Raw genomic sequence first — 12,662 nt, forward strand, 5'->3', positions numbered from 1 at the left:
GCGGCTGTTTCAACAAGGGATTGCCATGTTTCAGATAGACCGCAACAGCAAGACGCTGCTGGTAGACCAGATCCGAAACGCGATCATTGCCCGTATTGAGTCCTTTCAGTGGGTTCAGGGCGGGCGACTTCCCTCTGTCCGCGCGCTGGCCAAGCAACTGGGCGTCAGCATCTTCACGGTGAGCAGCGCCTACGAAGACCTGGTGGCGCAGCACATCATCGAGTCGCGTCCGGGGGCGGGCTATTTCATCCTGGCCTGCCATTCGGTCGGTCCGCTCAAGGACGTTGACACCTTGGTCCCGCCTTCCAGTGAGCACTCGAGTTTTCTCTTCCGGGCGCTGGATCCGACGCAATACGATATTCCCGTCAGTTCAGGCTACCTGCCACTGGCCTGGCTGGCCGACGCGGTCCCGGCCTCGGTGACTGGACGGCTGATTCGTAACACACTTTCCTGCAGCACTCCAGCGCCCGCGGCCGGTAGCCAGGACCTGCGGGCGGTGATTGCGCGCAAGTTGCGCGAGGTCCATATCAACGCCTCCAGCAGCCAGGTCGTGCTCACCATGGGGGCCACCCATGCGCTTTCACTGCTGCGAAGCATCCTGTTGGGCCCCGGGGATTATCTGTTGGTGGAGGACCCCAGTTACCTGTTGCTGCAACTCAAGCTGATCAAGGAGCGTGACTTCAAGATCATCACCGTCCCGCGACTGGATGACGGTCCGGACCTGGCGGCGATGGAAGCGATCCTGATCAAGTATCGGCCGAAACTGTTCCTGACCCAGACCCTGGTTCACAACCCCATCGGCGGCAATACGTCTCCAGAGAAGGGCTTCAAGCTGTTGTCGCTGGCCCGCCAGTATGATTTTCATATCATCGAGGACGATGTTTTTGGTGCCCTGTCGACCCGGCAGACGCTGCGGCTTGCCAGCCTGGATGGCTTCGACAGGACTTTCTATATCAGCGGTTTCAGCAAGGTGCTGAGCCCGGCGCTGCGCCTGGGCTACGTGGTGGCGCCAGCGGCCTTTGTCGAGCGGCTGGTCGAGCAGAAAATGTACAACGTGCTCTGCGGCTCGGCGATTGACGAAACCATAGTGACCTACACGCTGGAGTCCGGTCGTTATCAGCATCACCTGGATACGCTGGGCCAGCGGGTCATGCAGGAGCGCTCAAGGGCGCGGGAGTGGCTGGGGGCTGTCGGTGTGGTGTTTGATGAGCACGGTGCTGAAGGTTTGTTTCTCTGGGGGCGACTGCCGGAGCACGTGAATATCCCGAATCTGGTCGAACTGGCCCACCACGCCAGCATATTGCTGGCCCCAGGCTCCTTGTTCAGCAATACCGGCGAGTATGACCAGTACATCCGCTTCAATGTCAGCCACTGCAATCATCTTGGATTCAAACGCTTTCTCCAGGCGCATATCGCGCCGGTGCTGTCCATCGAACACGGTGCCTGAGCGCGTGGCGCGCGAGCTCAGGCGTTGGTCGTGCTGCGGAGTATCTGTCCGCCTGCCGCTTCGATTATCGAGCTGAGCTTTTCATATTGGGCTTCGGGGATGAAGGCGCCGAGGAAGACCGAGCCGAGACTGCGTTGCCAGAGTTTGAAGTAGCGTTCCAGGCTCATGACCTCGCTCAGGTTCTGATAAGAGAAGATGGTGCCTTCAAGGATGATGACCTCATCGTTGTCCTGCAGACTCTGGATGCACAGCTCGTCATCCACTTCCGAGTTGTTGATGGTCAGTCTGATGTTCTCGATCCAGTGCAGTGGCCTGCCGTCATGGCTAAGCCACACGGCGGGCTCGGCATAAAAGGATTTCAGTGCGGATCCAGTGGTTTTTGTCGACATGGATGGCTCCTGTTCACTTTTTTTCGGCTTTGAACCGCAGGCATGTGCAGTCCAGCGTCCACTGGTTGTTACTGTCCAGACAATCGGCAGCCAACTCTTCGGTCACTTCATTCAAAAACGTATCTTGTGATTCGGCGGGCAGCAGCGCCAAGTAGCGGGCTCCGAACCTTTGCAGCCATTGGGCAATCGAACAATCCAGGGTCACCGGGTGTTCGAACCAGTGAATGCTGCTTACGTGGAAACCCGCGTTTTCCAGCACCCTCTGGTAGGCGCCGGCTGTAGGCAGATAAAGCTGATCGGCGACTTCGAAGTCAAGGGATCTGCGCGCCAGTGAGTCGCGCAGCGCGCGCCGCAGGATTTTCTGATGTCCGGCCCCGGCGAATTCGCCGACAAAGCGCCCACCCGGTTTCAGGGCTTCGTAGATCCCGATGGCCACTTGGTCCGAGCGTGGCATCCAGTGCAGTGCGTCATAGCTCAGTACCGCGTCGAACTCCTGATAGAAATACAACTGCTCGGCATTGCCATGGCGTACCTCCAGCCCTCTGGCCCGGGCGGCTGAAACCAGGCTGGGGTCGTTGTCGAACCCCACCACCTGATTCCCGCCGTGTTGGAGTTGCTCGCTCAGGCTGCCATCGCCGCAGCCGATATCCAACAGCACTTCCCCGGGCTTGAGGCCCAGCAGTTCGAGGACCGCCCTGGCGGGATGATCGATCAAACAGATGTCACGCTCATCCCGCACTCCCGCCCTCTGCTGCGATTCACCGCTCGGACAAAAAGATGTCGAAGAAGTCATGCTCGAGATTCCATTCTAGGGCGAGGGCGGCGCGGCCACCGGGCGAGTAGTCAGGTGCGTTTGGACAACCAGACCAAGATGATGACAATAGCGCAGACTAATGGCGTCAGCCAGTTCCAGGTTTCGCCCATCAGCCAGATCGAGAAGCCGAAGGTGAAGAACGGTTGCAGCAACTGCAGCTGGCTGATGCGCTGGATACCACCGAGGGCGAGGGCCCGGTTCCAGGAAAAGAAGCCCAGCAGCGAGTTGACCAGCGCCAGGAACAGCAGGGCGGCGATACCGGTGCTCGGCAGGTGGGCGATGGTGTTGCTGTCGAAGAGCCACAGGCTGGCCGGCAGCAGTACCGGCAGGCTGATGACCAGGGTCCAGCATATCACCTGCCAGCCCGGCAGTTCCTTGGACAGCGCGCCGCCCTGGGCATAGCCGAAGCCGGCCAGTGCCACGGCGCCGAGCAGGGCCAGGTCACCGATGTAGATGTCGGAAACATTCGACTTCATCACCGTGTACGACATGACCACCAGGAAGCCCAGGCTGGAGACCGCCCAGAACGCCTTGGACGGCCGGGTGCCGGTGATCAGGGTGCCGAAGATCGCCGTCGACAGCGGCAGCGCGGCCAGGACCACGCCGCCGTGGCTGACGGGCACATACTGCATGCCCAGTGCCGTGAGGATCGGGAAGCCGTAGACGATCCCGGTGGAGGTCAGCAGCATGCGCTTGATCTGCGAGCGGTCCGGAAGCCTGGCGCGACCAATGAGCAAAAAGGGAATCGCGGCGAGGGCCGCGATCACCGAGCGAAAGATCCCGACCTGGACGGCGCTCAGATCGCCCGCGAGCATCTTGGCCGCGGGCAGGGTCATGGCAAAGGCTGCTACTGAGATCAGACCCAGGAAGTAGGCTTGCAGGTCTTGACTCTTGGTCTCTGGAAAACTGGCTGCGTTGGCTTGCGTCATGCTGACGGCTCCTTTTGATGGTGGCGGGATCCGGGGCAGCCGGGTATCCGTGAACATGTTCTTCAGGGCGTGGAGGGGTCATTTGCGCTGGCTTTCAACCACAGGCGCAGCTCCGTCTTGAGCAGCTCGCCGTAGCTGTTCCTGAGCAGTACGTTGCGCAGGTCTGTCGGGTAGATGGGCGCGTCGCCATAGATAATGGTCTTGATGCCCTTGCCGTCGTAGCCTTGGAGGCGGGCCTGCTCGACCATGTACGTGAACATGGCGGGGGCCACGAATAGCGTGATATTGCCGAACCCGCTCGCCAGCTCGAACAGTTCGTCGGCCTTGAAATCGCGAGACTCCGGGACGACATGGCGAGCGGCCCGACGTACCTGGGTCAGGTTGTAGAGCCCGGCGCAGTGAGACATCGGCGCGGCATACACCACGACCTCATCGGCGTCGATCGGATCGACATCGGGTGAAAAGCCCTGCGACATGGCCGTCAAGTTACCGTGGCTGAGTATTACCGCCTTGGTGTCGCCTGTGCTGTTGGGGGTGTAGAACAGCCAGGCCGGGTCGTCGGCATGCCGCGGATAAGGTGTGTCCGGCGGCGAAGTGATCGAGGTGAGTGCCCCCATGTCCTCCCGATCCAGCTCGTGGCACCCCAGGGGGAGTCTCTCGGGGGCGAACACCTGGCCGCCGTCGGTGAAAATCAGCCGGGCGTCAGCGTTGCCGACGATCCAGCCGGCCTCGACGGGGTGCAGCTTGCAGTCGATCGGCACTGCCACGGCACCGGCCCACCAGATGGCGTAGAGCAGCTCGAGGTATTCGCAACAGTTCTGCATGAACAGGACGACCCGGTCGCCGGGGACGATGCCGTGCTCGTCAATGAGGTAGGCGGCCCGGTGCCGGACCAAGGCGACAAAGGCGCCGTAGTTGGCGACTAGCTGCTGCCCTTCGAACAAGGCTGGGCGCTTGGGATATTGAAGGCCGGCTTCGTCCAGCCAGTTGGCGATATTCATGCTCGGCTCCTGCGTGCCTGAAGGACAGGTGCACACTAGTCAGCCAGGCGGGGCCAGTACCGGTACGGTTGGGAATAAGCGCAACGAACTGTATTGTTTGCCGACCATGACAGTTGTCGGACGGCGTATTAGAGGGCCTTTGATCGGAGTTGTTCGACCTCTGCCACATAGCGCTCCACCTCTGCAAACAGCCATGCGGAAAACTGATGCTGCTTGGCTTCCAAGTGCTCCTGGACCGGCAACACCAACCAATAGGGATAGGCATAAGGTGACGCGTATTCGGTCAGTTGGACCAGCTCACCTCGCACGATGGCATCATGCACCAGGCTACGGCGGACCAACGCGATACCTTGCCTCAGACGCACAGCCTCCAGTACCAGATTGGAGTCATTGCTGCACAAGCCCGTACGGGGCACGTTGACATCCAGGCCGGCGACCTGGCACCAGGGTTGCCAGGAGTCCATCGTGAAAATGATCGTGCTGGCAACGACCTCCGCGGGTGTCGTCGGTAGTTGCCCGCCATTGAAGTCGGGGGCCGCGACCACCACCATGTCATCGTGAAACATCAGACGCTTTTCCAGCCCCTCCCAGTCGCCACGCCCCATACGCACGCCGATATCAACCGACTCCTGAAGCAGATTCGATACGGTCAGGCTGGCATGTAAGCGCACGGTGATATGCGGATAGTGCTGCTGAAACCGTCCGATCCTGGGCAACAGCCAGGAGCGCCCGAATGAAGGCATTACCGCTACCACCAATTCGGATGCCTTGGGCCGCGCCTGGACCAGATGAGTGGCCTCGGCGATGGCACCCAACGACTGACGGATTTGCAGTGAGTACAGGCGGCCATGCTCATTCACCCGCAAGCCACGCCCCTCGCGAATGAACAGGTTGATACCGACCAACTCCTCCAGCACCTTGATCTGTTGGCTGATCGCCGAGTGCGTCACATGAAGCTCCTTGGCGGCGAGCGTGACGCTGCCTAACCGGGCGACGGCCTCAAAGCTACGGAGACAGCTAAGGGGGGGGACGGTCGACATGTAAGCCTTCCTAACAGAAGTGGTAAAAAATGACTGATATTTTAAAGCCTGCGGTCCATTTAATGTAAGTCAAAGTGTATGGGCAGCCTCGGCAACAGCAGTGGTGACCAGCACGGACTGCTTGCAAGAGGGCTGTGTGGTGAAAAGCGTCTCGAAATTGGTCGAAAGACCCGCTGTGCAACCCATTGAGTCTGCCCACAACTGGGTACAGATTTCTCTGGGACAGACTCAACTGTTGTCCCTGCGATTTGCTCAGGACATTTATACCTATTCAATGACCGGTCGCCACTGGGTCAGCTGGGATGGCTGTGATCTGTTACTGGAGCAGGGGCAGATCATCAAGTTGACCGCCGGCATGGCCTTGATTGATGGCGAAGGTGTCATGCAAGTGGCGCCTGTGAATGCACCTCCGCGCTGGAGCGGCTTTTCTGGGTTGCGCAAATGGTTGGGGCCTCTCTACATGAATCCGCGCACCTTGGCTTTGCGCATCGATATCAACTAGCGATGGGCAACCAATCGGCGCTCTGCAAGGACTTCGGATAATGCCGCTACTCGCTCGTGCAGCAGAAGGCCGGCTGACTCTGTCCCTGGTCATATTGGCCTCGACCTTTTTGATGGGCTCAAGCTTTGTCTCCGGCAAGATCCTGCTCACCGAAGGTTTCCCACCCTTTCTTCTGGTCGGGTGGCGCTTTCTGGTGGCGGCGATCGCTACCTTGCCACTGCTGTGGCTGGAAGGCGATTCGTTGTTCGCGAGCCTTTTTCCCAGGCATTTGCGGCTCAAGGAAGCCTGCATCGTGGGCTTGATCGGGCTGGCCCAGACAGCAGCGGTCATGAGCCTGCTGTTCATGGCCATGCGCACGATATCGGCCTCTACCGCCGCCATTTTGTTGTTCACCAACCCGGTGTGGGTGGCGTTGGCAGGTCGAGTGTTTTTTGCTGAGCCGATCACGGCCAGCCGTTGGCTGGGGTTGTTGCTAGGGGTGGTCGGCATCGTCATGGCTGTCGGCACCGATGTTTCGCTGTCTTCAGATCTGCCAGCGGTACAAGGCCTGTGCTACGGATTGGGCGCCGCGCTCTGCTGGGCGATGGCGACCTTGATCAACAAGCGCAACCACTTGCCGATCGGCGTCTGGGCCTTGAGCTTCTGGCAGATGTTCATCGGCTCTCTGGTGGTGCTGGTGGTGGCTGGCTTGATGGGTGAGCAGTGGCCAGAGCACATCACGGCCAGCCAATGGGGTTGGTTTTTTTGGCTGGCAATCCCGGCTTCCACCGGTTCGTTCGGGCTGTGGTTCGTTGCGCTGAGGCAAGGCAATGCTGGCCGCGTCAGTGGCTTTCTGTTTTTTGCACCCCTGTTTGCGGTGCTGCTCTCTTTTGCGCTGTTGAACACTCATTTGTCTTGGTTGCAAGGCATTGGAGGGGCGTTGATTGCCTTTTCCATATGGTTGGTGAACAGGTAGCCCCCGCTGGGGCCGGGTTTTGAAGCGTCAGTCAGGAGGACTCAAAGATGGATCTGGAAGCCATTGAAGCGTTCTTGGACTTCAATCGACTCAGCACAATTAACGAATGGCGCGCCTGCATGAAGGAACGGGTCCTGCGCCTGGGGTTCAGCCGTTTTCTGTTTTGTTTGAGATCCAGCGTCAAGGCCGACAGCCGGGATGCCCTGGTCATCGGCGATTTCCCGACAGCCTGGAATGAGGCCTACGATCGTGCCGGTTACGCCAAGATCGATCCGGTGGAATTGCACTGCATGCACAGCGTCCTGCCGGTGATATGGACTGATCGGCTGTACACCAGTAGCAATCAGCGGGTGTTACGCGAAGAAGCCGCCAGCTATGGTCTGATCAATGGGGTGACCTTGGCCCTGCATGGTCCCCAAGGCCAGTTCGGCACCTTTGGCCTGAGCATCGACGGGGTTGATGAGCATGTCGCCAAAGTGGTGATCCGGGAAAATTGGCTCGAGCTCTCCTGGCTCAAGGACGTCGCCCTGCAAAGCGCTCTGAAATTTCTCCGTGCGCCCAAGGTGGCCAACGGGGTTCGACTGACCAGGCGCGAAAAAGAGGTCCTTCAATGGAGCGCGATTGGCAAAACCAGTTGGGAAATCTCCAACATCTGTAACTGTTCGGAAGCCAATGTGGACTTTCACTTCAAGAACATCCGCAGAAAGTTCGGCGTGACCAGCCGCAACGCCGCAGTGGTACAAGCACTGTCCATGCAGATCATCCAGGTCTAGAGTGAACGCCGATGTTCGGCATCTCCGGCCAGTGCAGCAGGTCGTCGAAGGGCGAAGGGCTCGCGGTATCGAACGTCAGGAAGCGGGTCTGCAATCCGTTCAAGGGCTCCTCGCTGACCAGGGTTCCCGTGCCTCCTGCCAGGTTGAAGCGGCGTTGACAGGGCTGCTCGTCCTCCGACAGGTCGCATAGGCACTGACGCTTGCCGCGAATGCCAACGCCCAGATACTTGAGGAAGGCCTCCCGGCGGGTCCATAGCCAGACGAACCCCTGCTCTCGTTCCTGAGTAGCGGCGTCCTGCGCCTGCAGCCAGCGCTGCTCACACTGGCACAGGTAACGGCGCATGGCGCTCTGCCAGAACACCGGCGCCGGACCGTCTTCATAATCAAGGCCGATCCGAGTCGACGCCAGCAACAGCAGCCCCATGTGCGCGCCATAGCTCAGGCTGACGAACAGTGGTTCGGGGACGCTTATGGACAACTGCCCCAAGGTATTGCGCTCGATACCTACCTGTGTGGTGGCGCAATCGAGCAGTTGCGCGGCGCTCACTCGCAGCGCAATGCGGCCATTGAGAAAACGTCGCTGCTGGCGGCCTTCGAGTGTGGCGCCGTGGCGGCGTTCAGCCTCGCTCAGTACCGCCAGCCAGGGCGGCGCGGCCAGATAATCGAGGGCAAACATGACCAGCCGCGGAGCTGTCATGGATGGACGGGGCGCAGGTTATGCCGCACTTGCAGACTGGCAAACACGCACGCATAGGCCCCCGCCAGTATCAGGACCGGCAGCAAGGTGCTCAAGGGACGGGGGGTGCCGACGACGGCATGGATGCTGAACAGAATCGCGCCATACAACAACATCGCCAACCCCGCCGCCATGGCCGCCGACTCATAGCGTCGGCTATCGCCGATCAGCCTGCTGATGAGTGCCGAGAAGGCAAAAGTCGCGGCAAAACTGAGCAGCCACTGTGCGAGGCCCGAGCCGAGCATTTGCACCAGCGGCTGCTGGCGCGTGCAGTAAGCCACCCAGCCGCCATACAGCGAGGCGGATACCAGGGAGCTGAAGACTTTCACCCGCGCCGGGTCAGCCAAGGATTTTCTTGAGGGCACTGGCCAGACTCCTTTTCACATGCAACCTGGTGGCGGACACCCTGAGCGTGGCGGCCACATCCCGGACACTCTGGGACGAAATGCTGTGCTCGATGGTCGGGCCAAAGACATACAACCAGTGGGGCAATCCACGGTCTACGCTGGACAGCAACTGGCCAACATCAAAGTACATGATGCGCACCCGCTCGCCACTGTAGGGGTGCTGCTTGCTGATGGGCAGGCAGCGTGCCCCCAGGCGTGTGTAGATGGGCACCAGCAACTCGATGGCATCCAGCACGATGTAGCGGCAGCGCAGGAACAAGGTGATACGACCCAACTCACGCAACAGCGCCAGCATCACCCTGTGCCCGGAATATTCGGGTTTGATCGCCACCCGTGACATCTCGACGAAGCCGCCCTCCCACAGCCATGATGGCAGCGGCGTCGACACTTCGATCTCACAGCGTTGGCGATGTCCTTCATTGATCACCACCCGTCCGGCACCCACGCATTTGCGGCCCAGCCGGGCACTGACCTGGATCGAAAACGGGTCGAAGTCATCCCACAGGCTCTGCGCATCCTCCACCTTGCCCAGGCGGCCATAGTGACGATTGGCGGCCAGACGACACGCCAAGACTTCCTCCAGGCGCCGTGGGGTCTCGACGATACTCACCGAAATCAGCCGATCAACCGCCCGAGACTTGCGCAGCGCGGCGGGCAGGCTATCGAAGGTGAACGCCTCGCGATGACATAGCAGCATCAGGGCCACCGCCTGGCTGGAAGCCAGGTCCAGTACACGGAAATAGCAGGTTCGCCGGCCCTGCCACTCATACAGTTCAAGCACCTGGACACGCACGCGGCAGGCACCGCTCCAACGGCAATTGAAATGTAGCTCCAGGTCCATGCCGGGCATCACCCCGGGGTCGTCCCCCAGCACCCGCAATTCCCCCGCCAACGGGCTCAACTGCCCCACCTGCACCGTCAGGCGACGATTGAAAAACACTGGGCTGGTGGCGCTGGCCGACAACACGCGATCAGCGTGTTCGACCTGCCGGGAAAGACAATCCGGGCGTTCTCCCAGCAGATTGACGGTCAGGCTGGTCGTTGCCGTCGACACCCATGACGCTGTTCGCCAGACCGGCACCGCCGGGCGATGCAGGCATTGCCCATAGGTCAGGCCGATGCTGACTTCGCCAGTACCCTGGACATAGGTCCCGGGTAGCAACTCCAGCATCGCACGGCGCTCGTCCAGGGCCAAAAGCGTCGCCGGCACGCTCATACCATCAAGGTGGACGCGCACCGGGATGCGATGTGACTGACCGAACACGACGCCCCGGATCAGCGGCGACAATGTCGAGACAAACAGGTGAGACGTGGGCAAAAGTGCAGTGCGTGCAGACATATCGTCATCCTGATCGATAGATCACACAGGCGCCCGAGCGGACGCCTGCACAAGGAGGCTCAAGCCATCAGCGACCGGGTAAAATCTTGCAGCAGACAGAATCCCGGTTGCCAGTAACCCAGCTCCGACTTGCTGTTGATGTGCCCCAATGCTCCGAAGTTCACATACTCGCAACCCAACTGCCGGGCGCTGTGCTGGACATATTCCAGGGCGCCATAGGGATCGTTTTCGCTGGTGACCATGATCAGCGGCAAGCGGCTGACCAAATCCTCGGCCGGGCGAAAACCCGTGGCCTCCTGGGGAAACCTGGCGCTACGCGGATCGGGCACCGCCACCAGAAACGCCCCTAAAACCTTGTCCGCCGCTGGCGCATGTTCCGCCGCCCACTCCAGTAACAACAGGCAGCCCAGGCTATGGGCGACCACTACCACCGGGCGCTGGTGGGTCGAGAGCAATTGCTGCAACTCCCCGACCCACTCGTCACGGCTGGGGCTATCCCAGTTGCGATGCTCCAGCCACAGGGTATTGGGGTGTTCGGCCTCCCAATGGCGCTGCCAATGAGTTGGCCCGGAGTTGCCGATGCCTGCCAGAAACAGCCAGTCAAACGCCAACTCAGACTTCATATTCAACACCCACTCCGTCAAACCGCAGACGGTCCTGTACCCGTACTTTGTTGTCCTCCTTGTCATAGCCCTCCAGCAAGCCGGATTCCATCAGGCGAATGACGAACTGTGAAGAGTTCACCTCGCCCACGTCGTTCAGACGTACCATCAGCTCCTTGTAACCAAAGCCCTGGTCATTGAGCGATTGCATCAGTTGCACCAGCGCGTCGTTGACCGAATACTTGCTCATGTCCTTGCCAGCGCCATTGGAGAGGATCTGCTTGAGCTGCAACTTGAAGCTCTGGGGTTCGATTTTGAAGTAATCGACGGTGGCGACCTGGTCACCGATCCAGTCGAAACGGGTGATACGGTTCAACTGTTTGGTCAGGTCGGAAATCCAGCGTACCCGGGCCGGATTGAGTTCGGTGTCCATGAACTCATCGGTGAGGGTTTGGCGCTGGTGCCGGCCGATGGCGATCATGGTTGAGGCGCGGTCTTTGAAATCGCCGATCTGCGGACGGTTTTGCTTTTCGCCATTGACCAGCTGTTCGAACCATTCCTTACGTTTGAGACGCTCATCGGCGGACTCGGAAATCCGTCGCTTGGTCCAGAATTCCGACTCCGGCTCGGTGAACGAGGCGAAGGTGTAGAACGATGCGAGGAACTCGTGGTACTGGTTGTAGGTTTCCCGATAGCTGCGGTTGTACCAGCCGTGCACCTGGGCCTCTTGCTCGGGATGGCTCATCAAGTAGTCGATGCTGCTCGCTGCGCTCACGGCAGACTGTGACGCCAGGTGCACGCCCTGGGAAAACAGCGGGTCGGTGAAGCAGGCCGAGTCGCCGCAGAGGAAGAAGCGGTCCCGGGAGAAGCACTTGGTTTCGTATGACCAGTCCCGGACCAGCTTGACCTCTTCCGAGCGCTGCACGCCATTGAGGATGCCCAGGGCGCGCTCGCTCTTGGCCAGGGTCTGGTCGTAGAAGGCGTCCAATCCTAGGGCTTTGATCTCGGGCAGTTTGCTTTGGTCGACAATACAACCGACGCTGTAGATCCCGTCCTTGAGGGGAATCATCCAGATCCAGCCGTCCTCGAAGGTAATGGAGAACGTGGTGCCGTTGAGGTCATTCTTGAACGGATCAGGAGCCTTGAAGTACGACCACAGGGCCACGCTTTTGTAGAACTCGTCGTATTCGCGCAAGTCCAGTTTGCGTACCAGCGGACTGTTGCTGCCCGAGGCATCGATCAGGTAGTCGGCTTCGAACGTGCTGGTCTCGCCTTTGTGGCGGACCTGCACACTGATGTGGTCCTTGTGTTCGGTATCGACGTCAAATACCCCAGCCTCTTCGAAGACCTTGACCCCACGTTCGCGGCAGGTATCCAGCAGCATCTGGTCGAAGTCCGAGCGCAGTACCTGGATAGCGTGGTCGAAGACCCAGTCCTCAGTCTTGGGGGTGCTGAAGGAGAACGTCCACGGCGCTTCGGTCTTGCCCCACAGAAAGGTCGCCGAAGGCTTCAGGATGTATTTGGCTTCGGCGATTTTGTCGCTCAGGCCCAGGCGATGCAGGATCGACAGAGTACCCGGTAAAAAGGACTCCCCGACCCGGTAGCGCGGAAACTTGTCTTTCTCGAACACCGTAACCTGGTGCCCGAGTTTCTGCAGGGTCAGTGCCGCGATACTGCCCGCAGGACCGCCTCCCATGACGATGACGTTAGCTTTCTTGCTCATGCGGG

Annotated in this window: 14 protein-coding genes; 4 read left to right on the plus strand and 10 right to left on the minus strand. The window is 60.0% G+C overall.

Features of this window, described 5'->3' with window-relative positions:
* Positions 1-25 precede the first annotated feature (25 nt).
* Positions 26-1,447, plus strand: a complete 1,422-nt coding sequence (locus M5B96_RS17890; RefSeq protein WP_248798053.1) for a PLP-dependent aminotransferase family protein — start codon at positions 26-28, stop codon at positions 1,445-1,447.
* A gap of 17 nt (positions 1,448-1,464) precedes the next feature.
* Here the strand turns inward: M5B96_RS17890 and M5B96_RS17895 are convergent, their stop codons facing one another.
* From M5B96_RS17895 to M5B96_RS17915, 5 genes are all read right to left on the minus strand, one after another.
* Positions 1,465-1,836 carry a hypothetical protein gene (locus tag M5B96_RS17895; RefSeq protein ID WP_248798054.1) on the minus strand — a complete coding sequence of 124 codons (372 nt, stop codon included), beginning with the start codon at positions 1,834-1,836 and terminating at the stop codon, positions 1,465-1,467.
* A gap of 13 nt (positions 1,837-1,849) precedes the next feature.
* Positions 1,850-2,629 carry a class I SAM-dependent methyltransferase gene (locus tag M5B96_RS17900; RefSeq protein ID WP_248798055.1) on the minus strand — a complete coding sequence of 260 codons (780 nt, stop codon included), beginning with the start codon at positions 2,627-2,629 and terminating at the stop codon, positions 1,850-1,852.
* Positions 2,630-2,679: 50 nt separating this feature from the next.
* Positions 2,680-3,579, minus strand: coding sequence for a DMT family transporter (locus M5B96_RS17905; RefSeq protein ID WP_248798056.1), 900 nt, complete (start codon positions 3,577-3,579; stop codon positions 2,680-2,682).
* A 62-nt stretch (positions 3,580-3,641) separates the two neighbouring features.
* The gene (locus tag M5B96_RS17910) at positions 3,642-4,580 is read right to left on the minus strand and encodes a class I adenylate-forming enzyme family protein (RefSeq protein WP_318654848.1); all 939 of its coding nucleotides are present in this window, start codon (positions 4,578-4,580) and stop codon (positions 3,642-3,644) included.
* A gap of 128 nt (positions 4,581-4,708) precedes the next feature.
* A complete protein-coding gene (locus M5B96_RS17915) occupies positions 4,709-5,620 on the minus strand; it encodes a LysR substrate-binding domain-containing protein (protein WP_248798057.1) in 912 nt (303 codons plus the stop codon).
* A 139-nt stretch (positions 5,621-5,759) separates the two neighbouring features.
* Here M5B96_RS17915 and M5B96_RS17920 point away from each other — a divergent pair, with 139 nt between their 5' ends.
* The 3 genes from M5B96_RS17920 to M5B96_RS17930 are packed head-to-tail and all read left to right on the plus strand — an operon-like array spanning position 5,760 to position 7,850.
* Positions 5,760-6,122, plus strand: coding sequence for a hypothetical protein (locus M5B96_RS17920; RefSeq protein ID WP_248798058.1), 363 nt, complete (start codon positions 5,760-5,762; stop codon positions 6,120-6,122).
* A gap of 40 nt (positions 6,123-6,162) precedes the next feature.
* A complete protein-coding gene (locus M5B96_RS17925; protein ID WP_248798059.1) occupies positions 6,163-7,077 on the plus strand; it encodes a DMT family transporter in 915 nt (304 codons plus the stop codon).
* Positions 7,078-7,124: 47 nt separating this feature from the next.
* The gene (locus tag M5B96_RS17930; RefSeq protein ID WP_248798060.1) at positions 7,125-7,850 is read left to right on the plus strand and encodes a helix-turn-helix transcriptional regulator; all 726 of its coding nucleotides are present in this window, start codon (positions 7,125-7,127) and stop codon (positions 7,848-7,850) included.
* Here the strand turns inward: M5B96_RS17930 and M5B96_RS17935 are convergent.
* From M5B96_RS17935 to cmlS, 5 genes are read right to left on the minus strand one after another with little or no spacing between them, the layout of a single operon-like run.
* Positions 7,837-8,547, minus strand: a complete 711-nt coding sequence (locus M5B96_RS17935; RefSeq protein WP_248798061.1) for a 4'-phosphopantetheinyl transferase family protein — start codon at positions 8,545-8,547, stop codon at positions 7,837-7,839. The two genes, M5B96_RS17930 and M5B96_RS17935, sit on opposite strands and share 14 nt — an antisense overlap.
* Positions 8,544-8,951: a hypothetical protein gene (locus M5B96_RS17940; protein ID WP_248798062.1), complete on the minus strand. Its 408-nt coding sequence runs from the start codon at positions 8,949-8,951 to the stop codon at positions 8,544-8,546. The genes M5B96_RS17935 and M5B96_RS17940 overlap by 4 nt, the downstream gene beginning before the upstream one ends.
* A complete protein-coding gene (locus tag M5B96_RS17945) occupies positions 8,926-10,332 on the minus strand; it encodes a hypothetical protein (RefSeq protein WP_248798063.1) in 1,407 nt (468 codons plus the stop codon). The genes M5B96_RS17940 and M5B96_RS17945 overlap by 26 nt, the downstream gene beginning before the upstream one ends.
* A 59-nt stretch (positions 10,333-10,391) precedes the next feature.
* Complete coding sequence (locus tag M5B96_RS17950) at positions 10,392-10,955, minus strand: RBBP9/YdeN family alpha/beta hydrolase (protein ID WP_248798114.1); 564 nt, start codon at positions 10,953-10,955, stop codon at positions 10,392-10,394.
* On the minus strand, positions 10,945-12,657 hold the full coding sequence (gene cmlS, locus M5B96_RS17955; RefSeq protein WP_248798064.1) for a chloramphenicol-biosynthetic FADH2-dependent halogenase CmlS: 1,713 nt from the start codon (positions 12,655-12,657) through the stop codon (positions 10,945-10,947). Before cmlS ends, M5B96_RS17950 begins: the two co-directional genes overlap by 11 nt.
* Positions 12,658-12,662 lie beyond the last annotated feature (5 nt).

The sequence above is a fragment of the Pseudomonas sp. MWU13-2105 genome, from assembly GCF_023242315.1.
Taxonomy (GTDB): domain Bacteria; phylum Pseudomonadota; class Gammaproteobacteria; order Pseudomonadales; family Pseudomonadaceae; genus Aquipseudomonas.